Genomic DNA, 26,880 nt, shown 5'->3' with positions numbered 1-26,880 from the left:
CTGTCATGCCAATTGCTGAAGCAATTCACCTGCCAGCTTTGGCTCACTTATTAATTAGGCGTTAGGGCCTTTTGCATACGTTAACGAATACGGAAATATTTAATGAAAATAGAAGTTGCACTAAATAAGTCTGCCTCAACTAAAGAGAGAGGTGATCTTCTGGAAGCGCTAACTGAAAAGCTCTTAACGGCGCAGTCGTATGAAGTTGTCAAGGAAATAAGATTTACTGCTGTTGAGTTAGACTTGTTATGCCGTCACAAGGTCAGTGGCAAAGAAATATATGTAGAGTGTAAGGCATATCGGGATAAAAATATTGATGCAAATATTCTCAAGAACCTCGCTGGCACACTTGTCTTTAAGGACTATTCAGAAGCGTGGCTTATCGGTACTGGCGACTACGGAAAAGAAGCAAAAGGTTTCGTTAAAGAATGGCAAGACAAACCTAAAGAACAAGCAACCAAGTTAAGTTTTTATGATCCTGAGAAAGTTATTGAATCACTTATTAGTGCGGGCGTAATAAAAAAACGTCCAGAAGATAAAGCGGCAGAATATGCTGGCAGTGAAAACCTGATTGGAGAGTGGGTTTTATTAGTCACAAAATATGGAATGTTTTGGGCTGCTGCAACATTATCAGGTGGTATTCCTTCAGGAGTCATATGTTATTACGCAAATAACAATGAATTGCTAATCGACCCCAAACTTCTGGAAAGCCTTTCTGAAACAGATACTAGCTTAAATAAGCTGGACTTTTCTCTGATGAAAAGCCAAGCCGCTAGAACTAATGAAATAGACACAACTAAAGTAGTAGATGTTGTTCAGTTACAAACTGGCGAGGCATGGACTGATTATCGCCCGGCTAGACCTCAGGACTTTGTCGGTAGAACGAAAGATATAAATTATATATTTGAGTTTTTAAAAAACATTAAGGAGAAGAAAACTAACACTCGAATTTTTGCCATAACAGGGAATTCTGGGATGGGGAAAAGTTCATTTATAGCTAAGCTAAAAAGTAAGGCGGGCAATTATCAGAATAAGAATAAATTTTTTGTTTTCCCTGTAGATGTTCGTGCAGCTACAGGTCCTGAGTATATCTATTCCTCATTATTGAATGCATTGAAAAGCGCACAAAACTCTGGTTTTGGAGATCAACATATTAATCTAATTTTATCTGATGTTGGTAATCCTCTTAATTCTGAAACTATTAGGGCATTTTTAGAGTCATTAGAACCAAAAAACCAGATTGTAACATTGGTTTTTGATCAGTTTGAAGAGCTATATTCTAAACCAGAGCTATTTGAAGTATTTGAAAAAGCCAAGTCATTGCTGCTAAATGCAGCATCCATAAAACTTAATTTTTGCTTAGGCTTTGCTTGGAAAACCGATAGTACAACTCATAGTGAACACCCAGCATATTTCTTCTGGCATCAACTTTCAGATTATCGTGTCACTAGAAAATTAGTCCCTTTTTCTGATGGTGAGTCCGGCGCTGCGATAAGCATATTTGAGAAAGAAATTAATCAGAAGTTACACACTGACTTGAAGCACAACCTAATCGCAAGTAGTCAGGGTTACCCATGGCTACTGAAAAAGCTGTGTATTCACCTTTATGAAAAAATAGATAATGGATTTGATCAGAACGACTTGCTAGAGAATAAACTAGATATTGCAAGTTTATTTAAAGAAGATATGGAAGAGCTTGAGCCGGGTGAGGCAGCTTGTTTAAAACTAATAGCACAACGAGCACCAGTTGACTGGTTTGAAATAATCGAAACATCTGGTCCCGATACTTTAAAATCACTTATTAATAGACGTTTGATTATTAGGAGTGGTGATCGGCTGAATGTCTACTGGGATATTTTCAGAGAGTACATTTTAACAGGAAATGTTCCAGTTATACCTTTGAGGTATCTTCCATCTACTGACTTTTCATCATTATATAAAGTGGTTAGATACCTTGATCATGGGATTAAACTTTCAATACAAGATTTAGCCAGCAAAGCAACACTATCTGAAGGAACAATTCAAAATATTGGTTCTGATATGGTTATGTTTGGCGTTGCGAATAGGGAGGGTGGCCTTTATTCGCTTAGTGAAGATATCTTAGATGGTAATGAAGCTAGTATTCTAAAAGCCATACGAGAAAAGTTCAAAAAGCATGCTTTTACGCATGCTTTTAAAGAAAAAGCTTCCCGCTCTGCTGTGACGGTTAATGCTCTAATTGAAGCTCTGAAACAATTATTTCCCGACAATAAATATGCTGAAAAAACATGGCATAGCTATACAGTTAGGCTTTGTCGGTGGTTAGAGTTATGTGGGTTTATCGAGGTTTCAGGTAATGGCTGGGTATACCGTGATCAGGGGGATGTCGTTACTGAAAGGCTAAAATTGGAGCGGAGGCGTAGAAAGAGTAATATATTTACTGCTCCAGCATCACCAGCCTTAGTCTTAGAGACATTAAACTGGTTGAAAGAAAAAGGAGAAGTCGCTAAAGAAGAAGAGAAGCCGAAAGGCTATCGAAATGCACTTGCAGTTCTAAAGCGATTTGAACTTGTTGTTATTGAAAAAAATAATTACATGTTAGCTCTAGATAGGATTAATAAGTTCTCAAACTATAGTGAAGCTATTTGGATAAGTGCAAATTCAGAAAGTATTCTTCTAGAGGTTGTAAAATTGATTGAATCAAATAACGATATTTCAGGAAAAGATATTGGAAATGTCTTATCTGATAAGTATGACCTTTCTTGGGCTGAGGCTTCCAGAATAAGAAATGGTGGTTCGATTAGGCAGTGGGCCCTTTGGTTGTACGAAGGGAAAGTTAATTCTGAAATACCTAAATGTCCTGGGCGAACCTGATAGCCCTAACAAAGCGCTGCTGTCGGACAAATTTTCTGCTGCGCTCCAAACTTGCCGCAGAGCGCGCGTTAAATCACCAATCAAATATTGAGAGATTTTTGTTTAAAGTATGGGTACTATCTATCATTACTGCGATGTGAATGCTTTTTATAACATTCTTCAGAGAAAAAAGCTCTGGGTATCAGCATCAAACAATATGAATGACTACAAAGAAGTTTCATGGTTTGTAGAAAAAGTATTTCAAGAGTTTCAAAAAGTAGTTAATGATGAAAATAGAGAAATAATTAGTAAGTTTTGGGATTATGCTGCAATTAACAGGTCGATTCCATATCTTTGTAGCTTTTCAAATAATGGAGATGTATTGAGCCAATGGAGAGCATATGCTAACGACGGTAAAGGTTTATCTATAGGATTTAATAAAGAAAACTTAAAAATAAGACAAGAATTTCCCTGTACGCATGTATCATCAGAATATTCAGTAGGCTTGTTAAGTGTTCTCTATGATGAAGAGAAGCAAAATCATACTGTGCTCTCTAGCACAAATAAAAAGGACGCCCATTTTTTAAAAAGTGAAGAGAGTACGGCATTCATTCATTTTTTAAATGATAGTATTGATCACTGTAAGAATTTCTCATTCATACCAAACAGGAAGCGTATAAAAAGCACTCAGTAACAGTCAGATAGAAGACACTATCAAGACAATATAAGAAAGAGCATTCAGAAAATTCTGGCCACATTAAAGTAAATGAAAATACGTTGATCAGGCAGGGTAGAGAGCACCACTCACAGACATCCCATGAACCCAGCATTTTCCGGTGCTTTCTGCATAAGCCTTCAGTGAAGCCAGCTTGCCGACTGCGCGGTGAAAACGATTATTCCAGCGCATAGTCTCCAGCCATTCTTTTGGGTCAATACCCAGGCGCTCCAGGATAGGTGGTACATCGTTAGTTATACGACCACGTTTGCCTTTGCGGACAATTCGGCCAGACCAGTCAACCAGTTCAAAGTAGCTACTGAGTGGGTATGGAATCGCCTGTTCCGGGTTTTGCCCCTGAGCTTTTAACGGTTTCAAGTGCACCTTTTGTTTTTTTCCGTTTGAGCTGTCGTATGACTCAATGCGTTCTTTTATAGAGGTATGTTCTGAGGTTTCCAGCGTTGCAGCAATTTTTGCCCGGATGGGGTTTAAGTCGACATAAGCCATACAAGTAAGCAATGCTGCCTCATCTAACAGAGCCTGACTTTTGTAACGACCTTCCCAAAAGCGCCCTTTGCACTCATCCTCTTTATTGGCCAGCCGGGCTAAATATTCGTTGAGACAGCGCATGAACCAGCTGATATCCATTAAGCGACCTCGGTACTCCTGGGCATATTCTTCGACACGCAGCAGCTCTGCTTTGTCCAGCTGATCGCCGACAAGAAAACGCTGAACCAGGTGCGGGCCTGAAAACAGCTGCGTCCATCGTTGTAAGACAGCTTTGGTGTCCCATTTTTTGGCTTGCTGACTATTGATATGGAGCACCACATGATAATGATTCGACATCACCGCATAAGCACAGACTTCCAGGGAAAAAATACCAGAAAGCGCTTTCAACCGATCAACCACCCACTGCCTGCGATGCTCATAGTTTTTGCCTGAGAAATTGTCTTTGCCGCATAGGAAGGCCCTGCGAACGCAGCGTGCCATGCAGTGGTAGTAGGGCGTACTGGCTGGATCTATGAGGTTTTTTCGGGCGGTCGTCATGTCATTTTTTTTGGTTACTGGGTAGATTGCCTTAATGTCCTTAAGAGGCTCCAGAAGAAAAGTAGTCGGTGTGGCCGATTAGTCAAATTTTTTGGGTGTCCTTATTTTTTCTCGGATGTCCTTATTTTTTCTCTTATTTTTTTCTTACTTTTTTCCCTCCGCTCGTGCCGCTGAATTTGGTGTTAGCCATTCTACCTCAACAGTCTACGGCATGACGATCAGAACTCATGCAGATATAATGTGAGGAATTCCAACACAACCCTTGAGATGCACAAATGACAGCGGCAAAAGATACAGTTTGGGGAATGAGCCCTAATCGTGCGATGGCCAAGCAACTTGCCGTTCGGGATATTCCTTCTCTGGTTTATGATGCAGTAAATCTTGAAGGGGTCGCAATGACCTTACCAGAAGTTCAGACGCTATTAGACGGAATCACAGTTGGTGGTCACAAAATCAGCGATCAAAATATGGCTTTGAGCCAGGCTGCTGCATGGAAACATCTGTTTTCTCTTGTCTCTGAGAATAAATTCTCTTTTTCAAAGGACATTGCCTTATCTATCCATAGCATTGCAGGAAAAGAGGAAGCCTTGGAGTGGGGAGCCTTTCGCACTGGCAATGTAACGATCAGCGGATCTGAGTACGAACCTCCTTCTCCTAAAGACCTTGATCATGCCTGGGCAGAGATTGAGTCTGAAGTTGCTGCTTGTAACGATGTTTATGATCTGGCGATTACTGCTTTTCTGAGAATGGCAAGAGCACAGTTTTTCTGGGATGTGAACAAGCGCATGGGGCGGTTCATGATGAATGGTATTCTGCTTACTCATGGGTTTCCAATCATCAATGTGCCAGCAAAGCGACAGAAAGAGTTTAATCAGTTGATGCTGGATTTCTATGCGACATCAGAAATGACTGAGATGAATAAGTTTCTGAGATCGTGCATTCACGAAAAAATCATAGAGAACTTCCAACCGAACGGCTAACAAAAAATGCCAGCGGACACTCACTCCGCTCGTGCCGCTGAATTTGGCGTTAGCTGCAAAGAGTGAAATTATGCATATCCCATCAAAATTCAAAGAAGAAAACTTGGATAAATTGCATAGATTTATTCAAGAATATCCACTTGGCACTCTGATAGTTTCAGCTGAAAATACTTTGGATGCAGACCATATTCCGTTTTATCTTCAGAAGCGTGAGAATGAACAAGTAAAACTTCAAAGCCATATTGCCACAGCAAACCCTTTATGGAAAAAGGTTGCTGATGGTCAGGAAGTTCTTCTCATATTTCATGGGCCAAACGCATATATCAGTCCGAACTTTTATCCATCAAAGAAAGAAACAGGTAAAACCGTTCCAACCTGGAATTACTCTGTAGTTCATGTTAGAGGCAGGGTTTTTTTCAAGCATGAAAGTAACTGGATTTTGCAGCTTCTCAACAAGATTTCTGACTTTCATGAACTCAACCAAAAACTTCCTTGGTCAGTTTCTGATGCTCCAGCGAAGTTTACTGAAAAAATGCTAAATGCTGTTGTTGGTTTAGAAGTTATCATTGATGATATAGTTGGTAATTTCAAATTGAGCCAAAATAAAACTGAAACAGATTATTCCAGCTATGTTGCGTTTAAGGGTTGAAGTGAAGAAATTCTAAAATTTTATTGGCCAGTCGATCAGATGTTAGAGCATTGATGCCAGTTAAAGCCCTTCTCCATCCCAGATAGTGTGATAGATATTTTGTCGCAACTCCGTGAAAAATCCCTGTAATCCACTGCTTCAGGTGGCTGTGGTATGCATTCACATGCTGTAAGTGAAAAACACCTTCTATCACCCGTATTCCAGAGGATGACACCAGCTCCTTAAAAGTAAATCCTAACGCTCTCGCAAGCTTTTCATGTGCAAGACTGGCATCGGCACATACGACAGTTTCAATATTTATCCGACCATTTAAATGGCGACAGAGTTCATCAGCGCTCTCATTTTTCAATACACCATCAACCGTCTGACTTCCTCGGTCTCTAGCTACCATGACTGGTATTTTTCGACAGTCTGTCTTTTTATCACTACCTCGTTTCCTCACGGGTCTTGGCAGGCCTTTTTTTTGACCTTTAAAAGATTCACGAAAAAAAGTTTCATCGAGTTCGGCAATACCACTGAGTTCTGGTGCCTGATCATGCTCAATGACCTGTAAAAAACGATGCCGCCAACGGAATGATGTATTTAACGAAACTCCGCATTGCTTGGCAGCCGGGCGAAGCGTTAAAGAGTGGGTCATTCCCTCAAGATATTTCGGCCATGCTTCAGGGCGTCTTAAACGGGCCAAAGGTGTTTTGGAAAAAGCGTTCAGTGTTTTTCGGCAAACCTTGCACCGAAATCGTTGGCGTTTGTTCCTTTTCCCCCAGCGCTGAAGGGCTTCAGATCCACAATGAGGACATTTTGGAGCCCGTACAAAACTATCCTCAATAGACTTTGCAATATCGGAAGGAGAATTTTGCTCTGATAGAGCATTGATAAGAGTATTTCGCTGCTGGCTGCTTAATAACGGCACAGCATTAAGAAGGTCTTGAAACTGTTGGGGCTTCATAACGTAGCCTCCCATTGCAGGGGATCACGACAGTTTAGACCTATCAACCTTTAAAACAAACATAGCCGATTATTCCGGTGTTGTAAATGGCTTGGTGAGTTCAGAAAAAAGTTCAGACAACTCAGTTGCCAATCAAATGCAACAATCAACACGCAGCTAATGAAAAACGAAAAACGGGGTCAGAAAAAACGGAGTCAGGTCTTTAATCTTGAATCCATTAAAAAAAGGATCTAACCCAGTTTCGGTTTATCTGATTTATGCGTCTAGAAAAAATACCTGGCCACGGTGTTTACTGTCAGGTGCTTCTACCAAATAAAAAATAATTTATGCTTTCAATAATCAATCAGAGGACTCAAAGGTATTGTAAATGAAATATTACAACCCTGATAAGCCATTAAATATAAGTGAATGGCTCGCTCTTGATGATGAACAAAGAAAAATACTCGTCTATAACTTTCATGAGTCCATAGGAGCAGAATTTCAAGATGATGGTGCATTAACAATGCACTCTTATATGCATGTGGTTGTTGAAAATCAGATTGCCGTAAATGTTGATCTCGTCTCTGAAACGGTCACAAAATTAGTAAGGCAGGGGCTATCACGGCATGAGGCACTTCATGCGATAAGTGCAATAATTGTGGAAGATATTTTTGATATGTTGAAGGGTTCAAAAAGTGAGTTTTGTCTCAAGAAGTACCGAAGAAAGCTCGAGAAGATGACGGCCAAGAGATGGAGAAAAGGCCAATATTAAAACCAACTACTAAATGATATAAATGAAATTTCATTAGGTATTGTTATCCCGATTTTGCCTGATCAGTTTTTTCCTAATCCTGTGCTCATGGATGTTTGCCAGACAATTTCAAAGCATTAGAAATCAAAAATATGTGCGTTACAAAGAACCTCAAGCAGTTATGTCTCTGTTTGAGTCCTCATCGTCCAGTGATGACGCCATGTTTAGCTGCAGTGGCAAAACCCATTGCTCCCAAATGACTTCCTGTGGCCACCTTTTACCAGGATAATTGCCCTGGCACCAATATGGACGGTGACCGTGATGGCATACCTTGTGAAAGGCAGCTGTGCAATCAATAAATCACAATGCTAATAAATAGACCGTAGCATCACCTGCGAACCTTCCCTGTTTCAAGAGTAAAAGCAAATCCCTCGAACCATCAGCCAAAAAAACATACTTCAGCAAGTCAGTATCGAAACTCAATCCAATCTGTCGTTCCCGCATGAAAACCCGACACATATCCCTGATTAATAAGGTGGGTACGCCAGCAGTCCCGCCTTTAATGCACCTTCTACTGTGCCATTCACGTACTCTTCACCGGGAAAGAATATTTCCTCACTGTCGTATCGTGCAGAGGAGTATTTATAAATCGCAAAAGACCAGTCATCTTCTCCGCCGTTGAACTTCAACCGGCAAACCTGTCCCGGTCCATAGGTGTCAATTTTATCGAGATACAGATATTCCCCCCGGTATCTTTCCTGATACTGACAACCATTCTCCTTGTTGAACCTGTCAATAATATTCGCAACATTGTTCTTTATAGCCTGGGGGATTTTCACTATCGCCTCCCGATCATTGTTCGCCGACACCAGAATCAAATGTAAGAGACGCCCTCACTTTTTCCAGAATAAGTCTGTGGATAAGTTGTTGGCAGGTTGTGTTTATATTGTCAGTAGTTCGTTATAACCCATTGCAGTACCTGCCTGTCGAATTATTATTCCCTGTTTCAGTTATCCGGAATTTATGTGGAAAAGATTGTGGATAAACGGTTAGGGGATAAAGGCAGCCTTTCAGACAGGCGGGGTAAGAATAATTGGTTAAATATTGATCAATAAAAATCCTCATATTCCGGATACTGCTCCGGCGCTTCACCTTTACGTTCGATCACCTGGATATCAGACGTACTCTCCTCACTGCCGTGCATGACCACGATGTCAAACTCCCAGTTATCACCATAATCAAAGACAAAGGTGATCTTCATTCCGGGTACCGGCTCAAGTTGACGCAGCCGGGTTTCAGTCACACAGGCATCGCAGAAATCTACTGCAGGATGACCAATCATCCGGTCGGCACCAAATGAGCTCAGATACTGAAAGTGATAAAGGTGGTCACAATCAAAATCAAAGGCGTCAAGGATGGCTTCTGCCGTTTTTGCTTCAAATAACATTGGCTTCATTCTTATTGCTAACTCAGTTTTGTTGACGTAGATCAATTATTTAGTTGCGATAAATACGTAATATGTGCTCATTCATTGAGTGATTGCCGAAGTCGGTAACGATTGTTTGGGGCCTGGTAATAAGAACACCAAATACTCACTCTCTGCCTAAGAATAAATACCACCCAAATAATAATAAAAACGGCTTACGGCTGATGGATCAGCACTTGCAGCCTTGCTTTTGGTGAGGTTGTTTACTGTTGCCTACGGGAGAGTCAGCAGTGTATCCCGTCTTCAGGAGGGTAGGATGATACGTCACTGTCCGTAAAATAATAGCCTCAACCAACAGGCCAGAGCCTTGAGTTGAGTGAAGCACTGAATCAAGGAAGAGGTGTTCAGGTATCACAATGATGTGAACCAATGGAAGCCTCGAACAACCAGGCAGGACGCACAGGAAACCCCAACGACACTGTTCGTTCTCTACGGTCCTCGCTTTATGCGGGGTTTTTGTTTTACTCAGTTATTCACTGGTGGTTAAAAAATAACCGCTCTGTTTTTGGCCAGTATTTCCCCCTGTTTTCCTGACTATCCCACGGGTTGTTCACCGGGTTATCCACGGAATTGGTGGACGATTAAAGTTCCTGGTCAAATGGTCGGTAGCTGGTGATGCTATACCTACGGATACCCGTTGGAACCAATCATCACCCACTGACAGGAGAAAATGATCGTGTCGCTGCCATATACCAACCGGACAGGGAAAACGTATTTCCTTTATCAGGGTGTCACCCGTACCGGCAAGCCCCGCTACTATTTTTCAGGTCAAAAGAAGGCTGAGGCAGAGCAAATCAGTACGATTCCTGAGGGGTTTGAAATTTATGAACGGCCCGAAAATGGCCAGGTCTTCCTGCGCAAGGCGGTGCCCCGGTTAATCAAGGAATCTGAGCAGCAGTACATAGCTTCTGCACTGGAAGCCCTGAAAGAGTCTTTCCGTTACCGGATGGATTGCCAGCAGCAGTATGTGACCGTTTTTGAATCCTCTGCAGGAAATACGGCAAGGGAGATGAAGGAAGCCGGATGGCTCGGGAACCTGAAGCCAGATTACATGGAGAAGATGGTCAGGCAGAGCCGCTTTATGCCGGTTCTGCGTTTTGAATTGGTTGATGATACGAAGCGTCAGTTTCATGCTCAGCGCTTCTGTTTTCTGGGCAGCATTGAGGACTGGATATCCCTGAAAGGCTCGGGTAATTTGAACGCACTGGCCAGCCAATACATTCCTTTGCTGAGAACGGATGCTTTTTATGAAGTGCCCTTGTGATCAGGCCAATATTACCACCATCTTTAGCGCACTTCTGGTATTGCCCGGGCCTCTGTCACAGTGGCAGAGTTCGGGTAATCTTTCACCAGGGCGGTAAAGGTGGCATCGCCCTCTTCATATGTCCTGGCCCGAAATTGCAGCTGAGCCATGGCCCGTCGGTAAGCCTGTCCCTGCCAGACTGCCTGAATAGCGTTCATCTTTGGGCAGGTTTATGCCGGCGATTTGTAAGTAATACTCGACTCTCAAGTTTTTAATGCACGAGTGTTTGATATTCCGGCAAACGGTACTTGAGTGAGGCAGTTGGCAGCATTCTTCCCAGCTCCCTGCCTGCCATATGCTTGCTGGATATTCTCAACGGGCGATAGTCTTCGAGAGACTCCGTCAGCTTTTGTTCTTTTCCACCTCGTATAACCAGGTTTTTTTGACACCAGGCCCAAGGTAACTGTCAAAATAGGCCTTCAGCTTCACTTCTTTGTTTTTGTAGATCACCAACTGGTTCCAGCGTAACTGGCTAACCACCTGTATTCCCGAGAAGACCGAAGAAGCTCTATCCATAAAATTGGCATCCCCATAAAGAGCATCCGCCAGAATGCCAGTGACGTTTATATTGGGAAAGTGTCGCTGGTAAGCCTGGATCATATCCAGTGCCAGCAGCTGTTTTGTTGGGTACTCACTGATGGGTTTTGGCTTGGGGGGCCGATCCTTTGGAGGACTCCCCTGTTTTTTTAACAAGTCTCTTGTTTTCCGCCATTCGGCCATCTTCGGGTCGGGCATGTAGAACCTGAAGTCAACAGGAACGGTTAACTTAATGGTCAGGCAAAAGCTTTAGAGTCGAGTGCAATGGATGTCCCGGCTTACAACGGCCACCACCAATCAGGCCGACCTGATGCTGGAAGGCCCAGAGCTCGGAAAAAGACAAATACTCTTTCTCGAAAGCTTTGATAAGTCCTTTCAGCTTGCGGATTCCCGGTCACTATTATTCAGCAGTCAGTGGATAAGTTGTTGAAAGGTTGTGTTTATGCTGTCAGTAGCTTGTTAAAACCTGTTGCGGTACATGATTGTGGGGCTATTATCCCCTTTTTCAGTTATCCGGAGTTTGTGTGGAAAAGATTGTGGATAAACGGTTAGGGGATAAAGGCAGCCTTTTAGACAGGCGGGGTGTGAATAACTGGTTAAATATTGACCAGTTATTCTTCAGCCTCTCCCAATACCATTCAATCAATCCAGACAGATCCGGTGATAAACGGGAGCTGCAGTAAAACATGAGTGTTAATGATCAGTTCAATGGTACTATTTTACGCTTATGCAACTATATAGAAATTGTCGTGTAACACAGAGCTGCCTTAATACTCTAAAAAATGGAAAAGAGGGGCGGTAGCGTATTGACATGTGCCAAAGCCTCCCACAACAAAGTTGAGTAGACTGTCGCCTGTTTCAGGAGGGCGGCAGTTTATGAGTAGAATTGATGGACGCAAGCTAAGCCATACAGTTCGCGAGTCTATTCGCATGGAGGCTATTCAAAAGTGGTTGGACGGTGCTTCTGTCAAAGAAATTTCAGAGATATACAGTACAGATCACACCTGCGTATATGACTGGATCAACCGTTATAAAGAAGGTGGGTTTGAGGCATTAAAGACCAGGCCATTGGGTGGCAGGCCTCCCAAACTGTCGGATCTGCAAAGGGCAGTGCGATAACCGAATATTTCAATGTGTCTGTAGGGCTCGGTATTATTGACCATAATCAATTGAGCGGGAGTTGCTGATTACATTGAATACTTCAGAGCCTTGATAGAGACTGAGTTTTACATCCGGATAAAAAAATGACTGGTATTGTTGAATTAGAAAAACTTCTCAGCAGCATCAACCCGAAGCTTGTAGAGGGTGAGTTTATTTTCTGTACTTTACCCGGAAACCTCTCCGATTATGCTCATTTAAATCCACTTTCAAGCTTTATTGAATCAGAAGGCTTATCTTTAGTGCTATCAAAAGATAACGCTGAAAGTGCGAATATTAAGTTTGAACATACTTACAGGCAAATAACCCTGACTGTACACTCAAGCTTGGAAGCCGTTGGTCTAACAGCAGCAATTTCAACCAAACTTGCCTCAAACAATATTAGTGCCAATGTCATTGCAGCTTTCTTCCATGACCATATATTTGTTCAGTCAGATAAGGCAGAAGATGCTTTGAAAGCACTGCATGAACTCTCGACAACTAATAATAGCTAAACATGCTTGTAACGAATCAGGATGAATTTACATTGAATTTCTGGTGATATGTTAGCTCACTATGGAATACAACAGCGGTTACTTAAATCATCATCTACTCCAGGGATTCAGATGTACCATTTTGAGATAATGCCCCTTCAGTAAAATTAATACAATCCTGAGTGGGGTTTTTGATAAAATATTTTGCTGATTGCAAAATATTCTTTTCATCATGATCCGCCAATCCTATTTCGTTTAGTGTGGTTTTTAAAAAAGAATCAGGGTCAACATCTTTTAAAAGTAAAGCATGATAATGGTCATCTTTAGGCTTTTCTTTTTTATGTAATCTAGGCAAATGACACTTTATATCTTTTTCGCAAAGTAATTTTACATTATCAGATTTTCCCCAGAGATTAGGGTAATTTTCATCAGTATAAAAAGTAAAAACAAATCTATCTTTAATAGGTGTTGAGTTGATGGTTATACAAGTTGTTTTATAAAACCCTTTGCTCTTTGGAAAATATGAAAACCTGAAATCAAATTTTCTGGCTAAATGTAATGAAAATACACCCGTCTTGTTTTCTGGTGATTCGATAAATTTGCTGTTTAATCGTAACTTCTCATTTTTAACTGGTAAAACCTCAGTTTCTGTCGTCATTTTAGCGGTTTTATTGGGATTTAGAGGATTGCATGTAGAGTTTGTTGGTCTTTTTTGAGCAGTTGTGGTCAGAGCTGAGTTTACGGATATCGATGTTTGCATTATAGGTCTCTAGGGCTATCAACAATTTCTTAAAACTGGATTTTAAATTAGATTTTAAAATAAAATCGACTTTAGACTTTGCATGACACGAAAGAATGGCCAGATTTCGATAAAATAACAAGCTGACATCAGCGAACAGTTTTTTCAGGTTTGCTTTTATTGCCGGTTTTTCTCTAAATGGCTGTATTTATGCAACCTCTGCTTTATCTGTCTTCAACTGGCCGGACAGTTTATCGAAATTCTCAGCTGTCATCCTGGTGCCGTATTTTCTGGGACGTCCCGGTTTTTTGACTGCGGGTAATGTCGGTAATGCATAAAGGGCCCGGTTCGATGGTATTTGACCAGGGCGGCCTTCCGCAATGACTTCTATATCCATTTCCAGTGCTGGCTGCATCAGCGTCCGATTCATGTACCATCAGTCCATTACCAGCCGTAGTGCCGGATCCTGTACTTCCTTGCGTACAACCTTAAGCATGGCAACAGCGATTTTGAGTTTGCTGGCATTACCTGAAGCAGGGGCCGGAAATGAAATAATAGGGATGCCGGTGAAAACCTCGTCCGCTACCCGAATATGACGGCCAGTGAAACCCAGCATTGCCCCCAAATGTACTGAGGTCGATTAGTCTTTTGGCTGTGTTGATGGTGGGTACGACAAGCAGGGGTATTGTCAGAAAACCGTTCTATCACCCAGTCATCAAGAGCAAGAGTAATCGGCTCATCTGGCGGTGCCTTTGAACAGACCAGTCGGATCAAGCGACACGCCAGGTGCTTCCATCGCCATTTACCCTTGGTGGTAACTGCTCCACACACAATGGAAATCAATGGATAAAAGTGCCTGTGTAACAAAGCCATCGGTTGAAAGCATACAGCCGAACAGTAGTTCGCTGAACGTTGGTACTGCGGTTGGCGATAGCGCTCCGGCAAGAAAGGTTGTATATAAAGCGAGCTCCTGAAGGATTACTCGATGATCTGATGTGAGCATGGCAACCATCTTAAATTTCATCGTTGGGGATGGTTGCTATTAACAGTTAATTGAATTTTTGCTGAACTATTGTGCTTTGGGAACTCTAAAGTCGAGTTACCTTATTTTCAGCACTTAATGTTCTTAATGGGCAGGTTATTGGTCAGTGCCAACAACGTCACACACATGAAGAGTGGTTTAAGAAACACAATTGTCAGCCCAAGCCTTATATCTGGACAGCCAAGACAAATGACATAATGGTAAAGGTGGTTCGTGCGAATCGGCGATTGGGCTCTAAACACAATGCGCACTAAGCTTGAGGTTGATCAGCAGGCGTGTTTACCACCAGTCAAATGTGGGTTCTCCACATAGGGGGCTTTCATCCCGTCATTTCATGTCCGGCCGGGCGTACCAAAAAAATTAAACTGACGCCTACCGTGAGGCTTTAATTGGCGTTAACTGTATATGTTTGTACTTCATATAACAACTACTAATTAATAGTATTTAGGGTGTAAAATTTGAAAAGATTCTATTTTAATAACCAGATTTTTTTTCTCAGAAAGAATGGGGTTTTGGCAGAACCGAAGTAAAAATCAATGAGAAATGGTGTGAAACTAAACGATCTTCAATATATGTTGATATGAATAATTTTTATAAATTGATCAAAACAAGGAGGTTTATAAGGAGTAATTTAAGGGTTTGTTTAGGGAGTTCTAGAGGAACTGGTGAAGTATCAGGAAATAGAATTCTTTCTGAGTATGGGTTAACTGTTCCAGAGATAAAGTACCACGGTTTTTCATTGTTTTCTAAAAAGCATAACGAACTAATAATTTACAAGAGGCTGTCTGAGTATTGCACAGTAAAAGAAATACTTTCACAAATTAATCATGATGATGGTAAAGAGATTCTTTTCAATGTTGCGAAAGATTTTTTGTTGCTGGTCAATAATGGAATTTATTTTTCAGACTTTCATTTTAATAATGTAATGATAAATTCTTCTGGTGATTTATGTTGGGTTGACTCAAGTGTGGATAAAATAAAATCGAAGGAAGAGATGGTTCAAAAAATAGATAAAAGAATGAAAATGTTAAGAGAAGAGGCTATGCAGAGTAATTGGATAACTCAAGAACAATGGGAGTTTTTTGAAAAAGATATAAATTTTTCCAAATAGGAGCCATTGTACAACTGACGAAAAATTCCATTGAACATGGCTATTGCCATGCTGCTGAATTTATCGTCAGGTTTTCATTCAGTATCATCATTAGCAAAACATATTTAGAGATTTTGTTATGACAAAAAAGCTACGTTCATGAAGCTGAAGAATGGCTATGTTGTGCTTAAGGGTTGAAAGCGATTTATTGGGATAATCGTATGAATTAAATAGCTTACTGGAGTGCAAGAAGGGCATGAAAATGAGCATTTTAGACTCTTAACAGCCTAATAGTGTTGTTTTTAATGACCAGAACCAACAGCTAATTGGTACCATATTATCTTCAACCTTTAAGCACAACATAGCCCTGAAGAATTCTTAAATAGTCGAACTGAAAAACTCTCAATCCATTTATACATCAGAGCTACACTGTAGCAGGATAGTTGGTGCCGTACCTGAATTTAGACCCCTAAACAAGGGGCGGCCAGTGAGTGATCAATGGCCTGTTATTCAGAAGGGCTCAAAAGAGCCACTCTTTCTCAACCAGCATTGGTATGGCCTAATATACGGCTGAGTCCGCAGTACCTTACCAGGAATGTCCTGGAATAGACCGCCCTATGAGGAGTTCCTGCATCCAGCTTCAATGCAATTGATCGGGGACTTCTATCATTGACGTCCAAACCCCATACTCAGAATAAAGACTGTGCCAATCACCCTTCGACTCTGTTTAGTGAACGGAGATTGTACACGTCAAACTCTTTGAAATGATGTATGGGCGGATAATTGATTAACCAAAAATCGACAATGCCGCCTGCAAAATGATCAGGTTAACAATATCAATAAAGAAGGCACCAACAATAGGCACAACCATAAACCCCTGGGGTGACGGACCAAAGCGGTTAACGACGGAACCCATGTTCATGACCGCTGTGGGGGTTGCGCCAAGACCAAACCCACAGTGACCGCTGGCAATAACGGCCGCATCGTAGTCTTTGCCCATCACCCGGAAGGTCACCACATAAGTAAATATTGCCAGCATAACGGACTGTGCCAGCAAGATGACCAGGATCGGGATGGCCAGATCGAGAATATTCCAGAGTTTTAAGCTCATCAGGGCCATGGCCAGAAACAGGGCCAGTGACACCGTGCCGAGAATATCAATGGTTTCAATATCCAGCTTTTTCACCCGGGTGACTTCCAGCGTGTTGGTGATGATAACGCCGATAAACAGGGCATAGACAAAATCGGGAATCATCAGCCATTTGATCTCAAAGTTGTTAACCCAGATTTCAAGGTACTTGGAACCAGTCACACAGATCAGAATCATAAACAGTGATTCAATCATCTTTTTTGAGGTGACATTGTCTTCCTCATTTTCGTTGTAGGTCACCAGCTCAGGAAACTGTTCATGGGTTCTGTTGGTGTTGCCGTATCTGGATTTCAGGCCATATTTATCCACCAGTCGCTGCGCCACCGGACTGCCAATAATGCCGCCCATGATCAGGCCGAAGGTGGCTGAAGCCATGGCTATCTCAAGTACATTGTGCATGCCGTATACTTGCTGGAAGGTTTGAGACCAGGCTGCACCGGTGCCGTGACCACCGGAAAGAGTGATTGACCCGGCAATTAACCCCATCAGCGGGTCAAGCCCCAGCAGGGTGGCCAGTGACATTCCCAGGCCATTTTGCAGCACGATATAGAAAGACGCCACGGCCAGGAAAACAAACACCTTGACCCCACCTTTAATCAGCTGGGTATAGCTGGCGGCCAGACCAACCGTGGCAAAGAACATCAGCATAAAGGTGTTTTGCAGGGGCAGGTGGAAGTCAATCTCGACACCATTGAAGTGCAGCCAGGCAATAACACCAGCAATGATCAGTCCGCCAACAATAGGCTCAGGAATATTGAACTGCTTTAATAGAGGAATTCGGGCATTGATGAAATGCCCCAGAAATAGCACAAAAATGGCGATGAGAAATGACTCAAGCGCGCCAACCGTCAGTAGTTGATTCATAAACCCTCAAAATAAAAGTGATCAGATACAGGCAAAGCGTCTACCCAGTTTGCTGTAGCCCAGTCCGGTTTCTTTTATCACTTCTATCCGGGTGGGAATCCGTTCTTTCAGGGACTCAATATGGGAGATGATACCGACCATCTTCCCACTGGCATTCAGGCTATCCAAGGCGCTGAGTGCGGTTTCCAGTGTTTCCTGATCCAGTGTACCAAACCCTTCATCCAGAAACAGCGAGTCGATACGGTTTTTATGACTGACCAGGTCAGATAACCCCAGCGCCAGCGCCAGGCTGACCAGAAAGCTTTCACCACCGGACAGGGTTTTGATATCCCGGGCGGAGTCACCCTGCCAGGTATCCAGCACTTCAAGGCTGAGTTCATCGTTGCTCTTGCGGTTGAGCAGATAGCGGGCATGGAGCTGTTCCAGCTGTCGGTTGGCCAGAAGAATCAGATGATCCAGCGTCAGGCCCTGGGCAAACTTACGGAACTTGTCGCCTTTGCTGGAACCGATCAGGCCACTGAGTTGCGCCCAAACCTGATATTGATGCTCTTGCGTTGCGATATCCCTGAACAGGCTGGCCTGGCCAAGACGTTTTTCGTCATCGTCTTTCAGCGCCTGGGTAATCTCACCCTGTCGTTGATTGATTAAACGAATGCGGTTGTCCAATTCGGTCAGTCTGTCAGTCACTTCTTCCAGAGTTAGTTTAGTCGCTGGCTGTTCAATATGTGCTTTCAGGTTGGCTTCCGCCGAGGCAAGCTTGCCTTTGGCCTCATGCAGCTGTTGTTCAATGGTCTGTTTCAGTTCTGTCAGTGTCTTTCGTTCTTCTCTGTCCAGCAGTGCCTGTTGGAAATGTTCGCTATCCCGGAATGGACTGTCGTTTAACAATGTCTGCCAGGTTGTTCCGGCGACTGTCAGTGCTTCGCTCAATGTTTCCTGTTCCATGGTCTGCTGGCGAACGATTCCAGTCAGCTGAGCCAGCTTGTCATCAATGGCTTTCAACTGGCTCTGGCTTTGTTGATGGTGTGCTTTTGCTTCGACCACCAGTGACTTGAGTCGCTGTCGCTCCTCACTCACGATTTTCTGACCAAACAGATCCTGTCGTTGCTGCTGTTGCTGTTGTCTCTGAGCGTTGGTGTGATCCAGCGTTTGCTGGATGTCACGGATAAGTTCGTCCGCTTTTTGCCGGTTTTGATGCTTGTGATTCAGCTGCTGGGTAATAGCCTGGATTTTCTCATTCAGCGCTTGTTGTTCAGCGGTGATGTGCTGCCATTGTTGCCAGTTTTTTTCCTGCTGACTCAGCCAGGTTGATTGCTCTGACAGGATTGGAATCTCCAGATGCAGCGCTGTTTGGATTCTCTGCCTGATCTTCTCTTCCAGCGCCCGGTTGGCGTGTTGGCTTTGCTCAAGCTGTTGACGCTTTTCAGACAGCTGCTGGTCAATCTGCCTTTGCTGTTGCTGGTTAACCTCCCGTTGATGGGTGTGGTGGGTCATGTCGTTATTCAGCTGGTCCAGCTGCTGCTGTTCAAGTTGAATGCGGCGATTAAGCTGGCTCAGTTGTTCAAGCTGCTTTTTTCGGATCTCCCCGGTCTCGGAAAACTGTTTGAAGTAGCTCTGATATTCCTCAGTGTTATTGATCGATAGGGAAAGAGACTGGGCATTGCTGGTGGCGGACCAGTCTGATGTGACCAGCGCAATCTGATTTTGCAGCTTGCTAATGGCCTGTTCTGAGGATTCCAGTTGTACCTGTAAACGGGCAGCCTCTTTGTTCAGCTTCTCGCCCTGAAGTTGCAGCTGCTCCAGTTCCCGCTGTCTGGCGGTTAAACGTTGTTCGGTATCGGAAATATTCAGCTGCTGATAGTGTTCAATGGCCGGGTGTTCTGTAGCACCGCAAAGGGGGCAGGCTGCTCCGGCCTGCAGTTGGTTGCGATAGTCCTTAAGGCTGGTGATCTGCCGCTCCCGGGCTAACAGCTGCTCCAGGTCATGACAGTGTTGCCTGACATTCCGGTACTCTGTCCTGCATTTTTCAATACTGTCGGTGTACTGTGTTACCGATTGCTGCAGGTTGCCATGCTGGGTTTGCTCTTTCTGTAAGTCAGCGGTGCAGTTGGTAAATTGCTGGCTGAGGTTATTCAGATGCAGCCATATCGGGTATTGATCGTGCCACTGCTGCTGATCGGTCAGCAGCTGCTCTTCTGCCTGACCATTTAACAGGGCTGTTTTGTTCTCTAGCAGTGTTTTATTCTGGCTGGCGCGTTGTTCCCGTGTTTTGGCCAGCGACTGAATATACTCTTCCAGTGTCTGATGTTGTGCGACCAGGTTCTGGCGTTCCTGCTCTAACTGATGAATGGCTTGAACAAACTGTTGTTCACCCTGGCTGGCGGTTTCCCGCTGCTCAAACAGGGTTTGTAATACCGGCAGCTGTTCGCCCAGCGTTTGCTGGTGTGCATTCTGCTCCAGGTAACGGTTGGCTACCTGAAGTTGTCCAGTGAGTTGTTCCCGGGACTGCTGGTCATCGGCAATGCTGCTGTTCAGTGTGCCCTGCTCATGTTCAGCGGCCTGCAATTTGCCTTTGATGGCCTGTTGTTCATTGGTCAGCCTCTGTATATCAGCATCCAGAGGGATGACCTGTTCTACCAACAGGGATTCGGTTTGCTCCTGTTCCTGCTGATAGTTTTCCCAGGCATTTAACTGAATCTGACACTGTTTCTGAACGCTTTCCGCCTGTTCGGTGGTGACCTGTTTTTCCTGTTGATGATCGGCCAGTGTCTTTTGTATCCGTTGATGCTTTTGTGTCAGTTCGCTCAACCGATCCCAGTCCGGCAGCAGCTCCATGGCGGGCAGGGCCTGCTCCAGACGGTTTATCTGCTCGCTGTGTGCTGATTTGTGTTGAAGAGCATTGTCCAATGACTCTCGGGCTTGTTCCTGTTCACGTTGTCTGCTGGCCAGCTCTTCCAGCCAACGCTTCTGCTGGTTCAGGGAGAGGCGTTCGTTGCCGGTTTCCTCCTGTTGCCCGGCAAGCTGACTCTGTTCTTCTCTCAGTTCTGTCAGTCGATCGTCGTTCAGTAGAGCAATACCGCCCGCTCTGGCCTTTAACAGGTCGAGTTGCTGCTCTGAGGTGCGCATGCGCTCAAAGGCACGGCGGGAGATTTCTCCGTAGATCTCGGTGCCGGTCAGTTCTTCCAGCAGCTCAGCCCGGTCATTGGCACTGGCCTCCAGAAAAGCGGCAAAACCGCCCTGAGCCAGCATCATGGATTTGGTAAAACGTCCGAAATCCAGCCCGGTCAGCTCACTGACCTTTTTCAATTTATCGCTGATACGGGTGGTAATAATCGTACCATCACTGTCGGCCAGCTCGACCTGGGGTGCCTGCAACTTGCCGTCTGCTTTGCCCCTGGCCCGGCGTTGTGACCAGAAGGCCCGATACGCTTGACCTTTGACTTCAAATTCAACTTCGGCAAGCGACTCAGCGGTATGCCGGGTCATCAGCTCGTTATCGGAGGCGGAGATTGTGGTCAGGCGGGGAGTCTGGTGGTACAGGGCAAGGCAGATGGCATCCAGTAGCGTGGTTTTGCCAGCACCGGTTGGGCCGGTAATGGCAAAAAGACCCGTGTTGGTAAACGGTTCACTCTGGAAGTCTATTTTCCACTCGCCCCTGAGGGAGTTAATATTTTTCAGGCGCAGGCTGAGAATTTTCATCAGGCGTTGTCCTTCTGGCCATGCTGCGCCAGCATGGGATGCTCTTTGTCTGCTGCAAACACGTCTTCGAGTATTTCCTGAAACGCGCCGGTCAGCTGTTGTAATTGTTCATCGGTCAGCTCTTCCTGCTTAAGCCGTTGCTGAAAAACATCCTCAACGTTCAACTCGGCCAGACTCTCCTGGTCAGCAACGGTTAGGGACGCGGCGGCTTTTTCCCGTTTTCTTCTTACCCTCAGCAGTTCAAATGAGGACAGCTCCTCTTTGGCCAGCACCATTTGTTCGACCCGGCTTTGCAGGTCGTGAAGGTAGGCTTCGGTGGTGATTTCAATCTCCAGCCATGGATTGAGTTCAGCCTGCGGTTGCTCATTTTCATTGGCCCGCTCACTGGCAAGAGTGGCCAGCTGCTGGTCAATACTGTCCAGAGAGCCCTTGAGGCTGATCAGAGGCCTGAAAACAGGAACAATAACGGACTCAATGTTATTCAGCTCGTTTTCCCTGAAGTCCACAATAATGACTTGCTTATCGGATCCGGCTTCATCAAAACTCAGCGGGATCGGTGAACCTGAATAGCGGATATGTTCCTGCTTCGCCACGACCTGTGGCCGGTGCAGGTGGCCGAGGGCAATGTAGTGAGCCTTGGGAAATGCGGCTACCGGAAATGCCGACAGGGTTCCGATATAAATCTCACGCACGGATTCGCTCAGTTGTCCGCCAACTGTCGTTAAATGACCGGTTGCAATAATGGGCAGCCGTTCCCCTGCCAGCTTTTCAGCTTCTGTATAAATGGTCTGATAGTGGGCAGCAATCGCCTGTTGCAGTGCCTGCTGTTTATCCTCACCGGTCTCTCCCGCCTGACTTTCCAGAACATCCCGTGGACGGACAAACGGAATGGCACAGATCACCGCGCCGGGTTTGCCCTGAGCGTTGTTCAGCACCAGAACCTGTTCCCGGGAGTCTTGGCTGACGCCACCCACCACAAAGGTATTCAGGCAGGCCAGCAATTCTTTTGATTCATTCAGTGTGGCCACCGAGTCATGGTTGCCACCAATCACGATAAGCTGTCGACAGTGGGTATTCTGCAGGCTGACAATAAAGCGGCTATACAGTCCCCTGGCATAGCTGGGCGGGGTGCCGGTATCAAAGATATCACCGGCAATAATCAGGGCATCGATGCGCTGCTCTTGTACCAGCTCGATCAGCCAGTCCAGAAAGGCCTGGTGTTCTGCCTCCCGGCTTTTGCCCATAAAGTGCTGGCCAAGGTGCCAGTCTGAAGTGTGAAGAATACGCATGGTGTCTTAAGTGTCGGGCAGTCAGGGGGTGGCGTGAACATCACCCTGGTGAAAAAGTAAAAAGTGAAGCTACACCAGAACCAAACTGTAGCCAATGATCTGGCAGCGGATTTCTTGTTTCACTCTTCTTGCGACAGTGCTGCCTGGCAAAGGATAGCTGGATCGTCCGGGAATTGCTCAGAGTGCTCAGATTAATATCACATCAACTGAGTGGACTGGAAAACTGCGGTCAGCTATTGAGCTGAATCAGGTTGGTTTAATTGATCCCAGACGGGGTTTCCCCACAGGGGCACGGTGGTCATGGAGTGTTTGGCACTGCCGACCGTTTCTTTGGTGGAGTAGCTGAGATAGATCAGGGTTTTGTTTTTCTCATCCCAGATACGTCGTATTTTCAGATGCTTCCAGAGGATGCTTTTCGAGGTTTTAAACACCACTTCGCCACTTTTGGACATATTGATGTTGTTGACCATATCCAGAGTAATCGGCCCTGTCTGTCGGCAGGAGATGCCCATATCGGAAGGGTCTGACAGGTCAAGATTGCCTTTTACGTGTGAGATATGACAGGTGACACCGCTGACCACCGGGTCGGTAAAGGTGTTGATCTTGATATCTTTAGTGGTGAACAAACCCAGGCTGACATTGCCTACCTCATTGTCTGAGCAGCCGGTGAGCAGAAGAGTTGTTATTAACAGGGCAGAGGTTAACGCACGCATGTTTTTGAACCGTTAAATAGCGGGCTCAGCCCGGGTAACAGGCTGAGCATTGGCTGATGCCAGTCAGTAAAGAACGCGGCAGCGGATGGTGCCTTCAATCTTTTTTATCTTCTGCATGGCCATATCGCTGTGTTCAGCATCAACATCGATAACAACGTAACCAACGGACTCATTGGTCTGCAGGTACTGACCGCTGATGTTGATACGGTTTTCAGACAGTATCTGGTTAATCTGACCCAGGATACCGGGAATATTCTGGTGGATATGCAGCAGGCGGTGTTTGCCGGGGTGGGCAGGCAGGGCGACTTCCGGGAAGTTGACCGACGACAATGTCGTACCAATATCGCTGTACATCACGAACTTCTCGGCAACCTCCCGGCCAATGTTTTCCTGTGCTTCCTGGGTACTGCCGCCAATATGGGGGGTCAGGATAACATTCTTCATGCCACGCAGGGGGCTGATGAATTCATCATCGTTACCCCGTGGCTCTTCCGGGAATACGTCAATGGCGGCACCCAGCAGCTTACCGTTCTTCAGGTACTCGGCCAGCGCTTCAATAACCACCACAGAACCACGGGAGGCATTGATCAGAATGCTGTTGTCCTTCATGGCAGCAAACTGTGCTTCACCAAACATCCACTGGGTATCCCGGGTTTCGGGAACATGCAGACTGACAATGTCGCACATGCCAAGCAGGGTGTTCAGATCACTGATCTGGGTTGCATTGCCCATGGAAAGCCGGGTCACCACATCATAGAAATAGACTTCCATGCCCAGAGACTCTGCCATGATGCTGAGCTGGCTGCCGATATTTCCGTAGCCGATAATACCCAGCTTTTTGCCGCGGATTTCATGGGAATTCGCCGCTGTTTTCTGCCAGCCTCCCTGGTGTGCCATGGCATTCTTTTCCGGGATTCCACGCAGTAGCAGGATGGCTTCAGCCAGCACCAGCTCAGCCACTGAGCGGGTGTTGGAATAAGGTGCGTTGAAAACAGGTATCCCCCGTCGTGTAGCTGCGGGCAGTTCTACCTGGTTGGTGCCAATACAGAAACAGCCAACGGCACAGAGTTTTTTTGCCGCTGCAAAAATTTCATCGGTCAGCTGGGTCCGGGACCGGATGCCGACAAAGCGGGCATCAGCGATACGTTCCTTAAGTTCCTCCGGAGGCAGGGAGGTAGTGACATAGTCGATATTGGTATAGCCCGATGCTTTAAGAATCTCGACAGCAGACGGGTGGACACCTTCCAACAGGAGAAAGCGAATCTTGCTCTTATCCAGCGATATTTCGGGCATATCAGTCTCTTTATCGGTTAGCTCATGGCGGACTGGCTCAAGGCTGTTTGGCTCAAGGCTGTTTCGGGCTCAAGGCTGTTTTACACAGAAGCACTGTTTTTATTGTGCAGGCGGACAACAGTAGTAGTGCTGCCAATTTATGGCTGTTATTGATCCACTCATCGTTTTCATGGCGCATTACCGGTTGCGCCCGGCTGCATCAGGCGGCACATCATAGCATAGGCTGTGCGGGATAGTACCTACTAAAAGGCGGCGGGTCGTTACTGCAGGGAGATCGGCCTCACATCAGTGACACCGATCTGGTGGTAAGCTGTGTCTAGGAGGCTGACCGAGAATAGACTGCCCTACTGCGGTGGCAGTAAATTGGTCTAAAAATCCGCTTTTGTTCGGCAAATAGCCCCGCTATTCGCCTCACAAAAGCGGATTTTTATCCTCAATTTTCTGCCATCCTCGCTACGGGCGCTATTCTCGGTCAGTCTCCTGGCGACCGTATTTAAATACCCATGCTGGAGAGGGTAAACATTAATTGCCGGATCGCCTGCGTCAGGGCGGGGTGGTCTTCACTGAAGCGAATGGCCTCCTGCTCCAGCTGATCGTTGTAGCCCTGAATGGGAATCTCTCCTTCTGCCTGGGCAACGGCAATGTTAATCTCTTCGGTTATCTGTTTTAAGGCTCCTGCTGTGCATTCATCGACGGGTGAGTTTTCAAGAATATCATGAAGGCTCTGGATATTGAGTTGCAGCTCTTCTGACATACTATGCTCCTTCCACTGTGCGGCCAGTCTTTATGATACTACTACAGTGTGTGTGAAAGTGAGATGCTTTAACTGTGACCTCAGCCGTGGGACAATAGCCCCCCGGGGAATGACAGGCAAACATTGCCTGCTACCCCGACAAAGCTTCTGGCTCAGTGGAATAATAAATATCCGTATGATGTTGGCGCGTATTGTGCGTTCCATTTTTCATCACCGGCGTTAATAAGGGATGCGCTATGAAGTACAGGCACCGCTGGATCAGTGGCGACCGTATTGATCTTCCTGTTGGGAAGGTGGTTTGTGTAGGACGGAATTATGCGGCACATGTTCAGGAACTGAATAATCCCCTGCCGGATGATCCGGTCCTGTTTATTAAACCCCGTACGGCCATGGTTAACCTTGAGCAGCCCGTGAAATTACCCCGTAATCGTGGGGCGGTCCATCACGAGACAGAAGTGAGCCTGCTGATCAGGGCACCTCTGACCGATGCCAGTGAGCATGAGGCTAACCAGGCGATCATGGCTATTGGTCTGGGACTGGATTTGACACTGCGAGATCTGCAGGAACGGCAAAAGTCAAAAGGGCTGCCCTGGGAGGTTGCCAAAGCCTTTGATAACAGCTGCCCCTTATCCGGGTTTGTTGCTGTCGAGCATATTAAAGATCCTGCCAATCTCGGGTTTTCTCTGTCGGTTAATGGAGAGCCAAGGCAGAAGGGGACAACGGCGCATATGTTGACCTCCATTCCCGGGCTGTTGAGCTATATCAGCAGGCATTTCACCTTACTCCCCGGAGATATCGTGCTGACCGGAACGCCGGAAGGTGTTGGGCCTCTGCAACCGGGGGATGATGTAGAACTGTCCATGAATGGGATTTTTTCGACCCGGACGCGGTGTCTCTGAAGACACGTGTTACGAGCCATTCACTCTTAGAGTAGGCTGAGAGGATCAGAGGCTCCTGATCCTCTTCAATATTCTAGAAGTTCCTGACCCGCTGGGTTCGTCCACCCCGATCAATGGCAACAAACACCATGGTTGTTTCTGTCAGTTTCTCCCAGCCATGGTGGTTTTCTATCCAGCCTTCAACCACCACCTTAATCGAGGTTTTGCCGATTTCTGTTACCCGGGTAAAGAACCCGATCAGGTCACCGGCCTGAACTGGCCTGAGAAAGCTCATACTGCCAATACTGACCGTGACCACCCTGGCACCGTTGGAGGCCTTGCGGGCACAGACTTCCCCAGCCTGGTCCAGGTGCATGGCTACCCAGCCAGCAAATACATCACCACTGCTATTGACGGAACGGTGATCCGCCAGAACTTTCAAGGTCATCTCCCCTTGAGGAGTAGGGACGCTGTCGAGATTTTCATGTCTGGCACTCATGGAAGACTCCAAACTAT

28 protein-coding genes are annotated in these 26,880 nt (G+C 45.4%); 12 read left to right on the top strand and 16 right to left on the bottom strand.

From position 1 onward, the window contains the following. Window positions 1-102 precede the first annotated feature (102 nt). Both O3276_RS13780 and O3276_RS13775 read left to right on the top strand, forming a co-directional pair. Window positions 103-2,853 (top strand): restriction endonuclease, encoded by a 2,751-nt coding sequence (locus O3276_RS13780; protein ID WP_269671866.1) that lies wholly within the window; start codon window positions 103-105, stop codon window positions 2,851-2,853. A gap of 196 nt (window positions 2,854-3,049) precedes the next feature. After that, a complete protein-coding gene (locus O3276_RS13775) occupies window positions 3,050-3,526 on the top strand; it encodes a DUF2971 domain-containing protein (RefSeq protein ID WP_269671865.1) in 477 nt (158 codons plus the stop codon). Window positions 3,527-3,613: 87 nt separating this feature from the next. Here O3276_RS13775 and O3276_RS13770 read toward each other — a convergent pair whose 3' ends face one another. Continuing rightward, the gene (locus tag O3276_RS13770; protein WP_269671864.1) at window positions 3,614-4,594 is read right to left on the bottom strand and encodes a transposase; all 981 of its coding nucleotides are present in this window, start codon (window positions 4,592-4,594) and stop codon (window positions 3,614-3,616) included. Between the two features lie 275 nt (window positions 4,595-4,869). Here O3276_RS13770 and O3276_RS13765 point away from each other — a divergent pair, with 275 nt between their 5' ends. Together O3276_RS13765 and O3276_RS13760 are read left to right on the top strand one after the other, a co-directional pair. Continuing rightward, window positions 4,870-5,574 (top strand): Fic family protein, encoded by a 705-nt coding sequence (locus O3276_RS13765; RefSeq protein ID WP_269671863.1) that lies wholly within the window; start codon window positions 4,870-4,872, stop codon window positions 5,572-5,574. Window positions 5,575-5,644: 70 nt separating this feature from the next. Beyond that, window positions 5,645-6,223: an FMN-binding negative transcriptional regulator gene (locus tag O3276_RS13760; RefSeq protein ID WP_269671862.1), complete on the top strand. Its 579-nt coding sequence runs from the start codon at window positions 5,645-5,647 to the stop codon at window positions 6,221-6,223. Here the strand turns inward: O3276_RS13760 and O3276_RS13755 are convergent. Next, the gene (locus O3276_RS13755) at window positions 6,213-7,169 is read right to left on the bottom strand and encodes an IS1595 family transposase (RefSeq protein ID WP_269671861.1); all 957 of its coding nucleotides are present in this window, start codon (window positions 7,167-7,169) and stop codon (window positions 6,213-6,215) included. The two genes, O3276_RS13760 and O3276_RS13755, sit on opposite strands and share 11 nt — an antisense overlap. 367 nt (window positions 7,170-7,536) lie before the next feature. Between O3276_RS13755 and O3276_RS13750 the strand changes: the two genes are divergently transcribed. Both O3276_RS13750 and O3276_RS25780 read left to right on the top strand, forming a co-directional pair. Beyond that, a complete protein-coding gene (locus tag O3276_RS13750) occupies window positions 7,537-7,920 on the top strand; it encodes a PIN domain-containing protein (RefSeq protein WP_269671860.1) in 384 nt (127 codons plus the stop codon). Window positions 7,921-8,165: 245 nt separating this feature from the next. Continuing rightward, on the top strand, window positions 8,166-8,258 hold the full coding sequence (locus O3276_RS25780) for an excalibur calcium-binding domain-containing protein (protein WP_432391360.1): 93 nt from the start codon (window positions 8,166-8,168) through the stop codon (window positions 8,256-8,258). A gap of 168 nt (window positions 8,259-8,426) precedes the next feature. Here O3276_RS25780 and O3276_RS13745 read toward each other — a convergent pair whose 3' ends face one another. Beyond that, the gene (locus tag O3276_RS13745; RefSeq protein ID WP_269671859.1) at window positions 8,427-8,738 is read right to left on the bottom strand and encodes a hypothetical protein; all 312 of its coding nucleotides are present in this window, start codon (window positions 8,736-8,738) and stop codon (window positions 8,427-8,429) included. Window positions 8,739-9,007: 269 nt separating this feature from the next. Further along, entirely contained in the window at window positions 9,008-9,346 is a 339-nt protein-coding gene (locus O3276_RS13740) for an IS1096 element passenger TnpR family protein (protein ID WP_269671858.1), read from the bottom strand. 715 nt (window positions 9,347-10,061) lie between these two features. Between O3276_RS13740 and O3276_RS13735 the strand changes: the two genes are divergently transcribed. Further along, complete coding sequence (locus tag O3276_RS13735) at window positions 10,062-10,649, top strand: hypothetical protein (RefSeq protein WP_269671857.1); 588 nt, start codon at window positions 10,062-10,064, stop codon at window positions 10,647-10,649. Between the two features lie 23 nt (window positions 10,650-10,672). Here O3276_RS13735 and O3276_RS13730 read toward each other — a convergent pair whose 3' ends face one another. Then, complete coding sequence (locus O3276_RS13730; protein WP_269671856.1) at window positions 10,673-10,846, bottom strand: hypothetical protein; 174 nt, start codon at window positions 10,844-10,846, stop codon at window positions 10,673-10,675. A gap of 184 nt (window positions 10,847-11,030) precedes the next feature. Further along, complete coding sequence (locus O3276_RS13725; RefSeq protein WP_269671855.1) at window positions 11,031-11,423, bottom strand: hypothetical protein; 393 nt, start codon at window positions 11,421-11,423, stop codon at window positions 11,031-11,033. A gap of 326 nt (window positions 11,424-11,749) precedes the next feature. Here O3276_RS13725 and O3276_RS13720 point away from each other — a divergent pair, with 326 nt between their 5' ends. The 3 genes from O3276_RS13720 to O3276_RS13710 all read left to right on the top strand — a co-directional run bounded on the left by O3276_RS13720 (window position 11,750) and on the right by O3276_RS13710 (window position 12,877). After that, window positions 11,750-11,908 carry a hypothetical protein gene (locus O3276_RS13720; protein WP_269671854.1) on the top strand — a complete coding sequence of 53 codons (159 nt, stop codon included), beginning with the start codon at window positions 11,750-11,752 and terminating at the stop codon, window positions 11,906-11,908. Window positions 11,909-12,101: 193 nt separating this feature from the next. Continuing rightward, complete coding sequence (locus tag O3276_RS13715) at window positions 12,102-12,344, top strand: helix-turn-helix domain-containing protein (RefSeq protein ID WP_269671853.1); 243 nt, start codon at window positions 12,102-12,104, stop codon at window positions 12,342-12,344. A gap of 125 nt (window positions 12,345-12,469) precedes the next feature. Further along, complete coding sequence (locus O3276_RS13710) at window positions 12,470-12,877, top strand: ACT domain-containing protein (protein ID WP_269671852.1); 408 nt, start codon at window positions 12,470-12,472, stop codon at window positions 12,875-12,877. Window positions 12,878-12,971: 94 nt separating this feature from the next. Here O3276_RS13710 and O3276_RS13705 read toward each other — a convergent pair whose 3' ends face one another. The 3 genes from O3276_RS13705 to O3276_RS13695 form a co-directional block, all read right to left on the bottom strand. Next, a complete protein-coding gene (locus O3276_RS13705) occupies window positions 12,972-13,616 on the bottom strand; it encodes a hypothetical protein (protein ID WP_269671851.1) in 645 nt (214 codons plus the stop codon). A gap of 187 nt (window positions 13,617-13,803) precedes the next feature. Further along, window positions 13,804-14,025 carry a hypothetical protein gene (locus tag O3276_RS13700; protein ID WP_269671850.1) on the bottom strand — a complete coding sequence of 74 codons (222 nt, stop codon included), beginning with the start codon at window positions 14,023-14,025 and terminating at the stop codon, window positions 13,804-13,806. Window positions 14,026-14,031: 6 nt separating this feature from the next. After that, complete coding sequence (locus tag O3276_RS13695) at window positions 14,032-14,211, bottom strand: hypothetical protein (RefSeq protein WP_269671849.1); 180 nt, start codon at window positions 14,209-14,211, stop codon at window positions 14,032-14,034. A 1,006-nt stretch (window positions 14,212-15,217) separates the two neighbouring features. On the opposite strand from O3276_RS13695, the gene O3276_RS13685 reads away from it, so the two are divergent. Then, window positions 15,218-15,748 carry a hypothetical protein gene (locus tag O3276_RS13685; protein WP_269671848.1) on the top strand — a complete coding sequence of 177 codons (531 nt, stop codon included), beginning with the start codon at window positions 15,218-15,220 and terminating at the stop codon, window positions 15,746-15,748. A 766-nt stretch (window positions 15,749-16,514) separates the two neighbouring features. Here O3276_RS13685 and gltS read toward each other — a convergent pair. The 6 genes from gltS to O3276_RS13655 all read right to left on the bottom strand — a co-directional run bounded on the left by gltS (window position 16,515) and on the right by O3276_RS13655 (window position 25,486). Next, window positions 16,515-17,741, bottom strand: coding sequence for a sodium/glutamate symporter (gltS, locus tag O3276_RS13680; protein WP_269671847.1), 1,227 nt, complete (start codon window positions 17,739-17,741; stop codon window positions 16,515-16,517). 21 nt (window positions 17,742-17,762) lie between these two features. Then, window positions 17,763-21,437, bottom strand: a complete 3,675-nt coding sequence (locus tag O3276_RS13675) for an AAA family ATPase (RefSeq protein ID WP_269671846.1) — start codon at window positions 21,435-21,437, stop codon at window positions 17,763-17,765. Continuing rightward, window positions 21,437-22,726 carry an exonuclease subunit SbcD gene (sbcD, locus tag O3276_RS13670; protein ID WP_269671845.1) on the bottom strand — a complete coding sequence of 430 codons (1,290 nt, stop codon included), beginning with the start codon at window positions 22,724-22,726 and terminating at the stop codon, window positions 21,437-21,439. The genes O3276_RS13675 and sbcD overlap by 1 nt, the downstream gene beginning before the upstream one ends. 233 nt (window positions 22,727-22,959) lie before the next feature. Then, complete coding sequence (locus O3276_RS13665) at window positions 22,960-23,439, bottom strand: CreA family protein (RefSeq protein WP_269671844.1); 480 nt, start codon at window positions 23,437-23,439, stop codon at window positions 22,960-22,962. 63 nt (window positions 23,440-23,502) lie between these two features. Beyond that, window positions 23,503-24,732, bottom strand: a complete 1,230-nt coding sequence (gene serA, locus O3276_RS13660; RefSeq protein ID WP_163369341.1) for a phosphoglycerate dehydrogenase — start codon at window positions 24,730-24,732, stop codon at window positions 23,503-23,505. Window positions 24,733-25,225: 493 nt separating this feature from the next. Next, a complete protein-coding gene (locus O3276_RS13655) occupies window positions 25,226-25,486 on the bottom strand; it encodes a DUF4404 family protein (RefSeq protein WP_101747242.1) in 261 nt (86 codons plus the stop codon). A 236-nt stretch (window positions 25,487-25,722) separates the two neighbouring features. Here O3276_RS13655 and O3276_RS13650 point away from each other — a divergent pair, with 236 nt between their 5' ends. Further along, complete coding sequence (locus tag O3276_RS13650) at window positions 25,723-26,385, top strand: fumarylacetoacetate hydrolase family protein (protein ID WP_269671843.1); 663 nt, start codon at window positions 25,723-25,725, stop codon at window positions 26,383-26,385. A gap of 73 nt (window positions 26,386-26,458) precedes the next feature. On the opposite strand, the gene O3276_RS13645 is transcribed toward O3276_RS13650, so the two are convergent. Beyond that, window positions 26,459-26,863 carry an acyl-CoA thioesterase gene (locus O3276_RS13645; protein ID WP_269671842.1) on the bottom strand — a complete coding sequence of 135 codons (405 nt, stop codon included), beginning with the start codon at window positions 26,861-26,863 and terminating at the stop codon, window positions 26,459-26,461. Between the last annotated feature and the right edge of the window lie 17 nt (window positions 26,864-26,880).

Origin of the sequence: Endozoicomonas sp. GU-1 (genome assembly GCF_027366395.1) — a bacterium.
Classification (GTDB): domain Bacteria; phylum Pseudomonadota; class Gammaproteobacteria; order Pseudomonadales; family Endozoicomonadaceae; genus Endozoicomonas.
This window is presented reverse-complemented; position numbering and strand designations above follow the sequence as displayed.

Coding starts and splice junctions, on each gene's coding strand:
- O3276_RS13770 (WP_269671864.1), bottom strand. CDS start 4,594: ATGACGACCGCCCGAAAAAACCTCATAGATCCAGCCAGTACGCCCTAC.
- O3276_RS13725 (WP_269671855.1), bottom strand. CDS start 11,423: ATGCCCGACCCGAAGATGGCCGAATGGCGGAAAACAAGAGACTTGTTA.
- O3276_RS13740 (WP_269671858.1), bottom strand. CDS start 9,346: ATGTTATTTGAAGCAAAAACGGCAGAAGCCATCCTTGACGCCTTTGAT.
- sbcD (WP_269671845.1), bottom strand. CDS start 22,726: ATGCGTATTCTTCACACTTCAGACTGGCACCTTGGCCAGCACTTTATG.
- O3276_RS13700 (WP_269671850.1), bottom strand. CDS start 14,025: ATGAATCGGACGCTGATGCAGCCAGCACTGGAAATGGATATAGAAGTC.
- O3276_RS13665 (WP_269671844.1), bottom strand. CDS start 23,439: ATGCGTGCGTTAACCTCTGCCCTGTTAATAACAACTCTTCTGCTCACC.
- O3276_RS13715 (WP_269671853.1), top strand. CDS start 12,102: ATGAGTAGAATTGATGGACGCAAGCTAAGCCATACAGTTCGCGAGTCT.
- serA (WP_163369341.1), bottom strand. CDS start 24,732: ATGCCCGAAATATCGCTGGATAAGAGCAAGATTCGCTTTCTCCTGTTG.
- O3276_RS13675 (WP_269671846.1), bottom strand. CDS start 21,437: ATGAAAATTCTCAGCCTGCGCCTGAAAAATATTAACTCCCTCAGGGGC.
- O3276_RS13710 (WP_269671852.1), top strand. CDS start 12,470: ATGACTGGTATTGTTGAATTAGAAAAACTTCTCAGCAGCATCAACCCG.
- O3276_RS13705 (WP_269671851.1), bottom strand. CDS start 13,616: ATGCAAACATCGATATCCGTAAACTCAGCTCTGACCACAACTGCTCAA.
- O3276_RS13755 (WP_269671861.1), bottom strand. CDS start 7,169: ATGAAGCCCCAACAGTTTCAAGACCTTCTTAATGCTGTGCCGTTATTA.
- O3276_RS13695 (WP_269671849.1), bottom strand. CDS start 14,211: ATGCTGGGTTTCACTGGCCGTCATATTCGGGTAGCGGACGAGGTTTTC.
- O3276_RS13645 (WP_269671842.1), bottom strand. CDS start 26,863: ATGAGTGCCAGACATGAAAATCTCGACAGCGTCCCTACTCCTCAAGGG.
- O3276_RS13650 (WP_269671843.1), top strand. CDS start 25,723: ATGAAGTACAGGCACCGCTGGATCAGTGGCGACCGTATTGATCTTCCT.
- O3276_RS13685 (WP_269671848.1), top strand. CDS start 15,218: ATGAATAATTTTTATAAATTGATCAAAACAAGGAGGTTTATAAGGAGT.
- O3276_RS13655 (WP_101747242.1), bottom strand. CDS start 25,486: ATGTCAGAAGAGCTGCAACTCAATATCCAGAGCCTTCATGATATTCTT.
- O3276_RS13750 (WP_269671860.1), top strand. CDS start 7,537: ATGAAATATTACAACCCTGATAAGCCATTAAATATAAGTGAATGGCTC.
- O3276_RS13765 (WP_269671863.1), top strand. CDS start 4,870: ATGACAGCGGCAAAAGATACAGTTTGGGGAATGAGCCCTAATCGTGCG.
- O3276_RS13730 (WP_269671856.1), bottom strand. CDS start 10,846: ATGAACGCTATTCAGGCAGTCTGGCAGGGACAGGCTTACCGACGGGCC.
- O3276_RS13775 (WP_269671865.1), top strand. CDS start 3,050: ATGAATGACTACAAAGAAGTTTCATGGTTTGTAGAAAAAGTATTTCAA.
- O3276_RS13760 (WP_269671862.1), top strand. CDS start 5,645: ATGCATATCCCATCAAAATTCAAAGAAGAAAACTTGGATAAATTGCAT.
- gltS (WP_269671847.1), bottom strand. CDS start 17,741: ATGAATCAACTACTGACGGTTGGCGCGCTTGAGTCATTTCTCATCGCC.
- O3276_RS13780 (WP_269671866.1), top strand. CDS start 103: ATGAAAATAGAAGTTGCACTAAATAAGTCTGCCTCAACTAAAGAGAGA.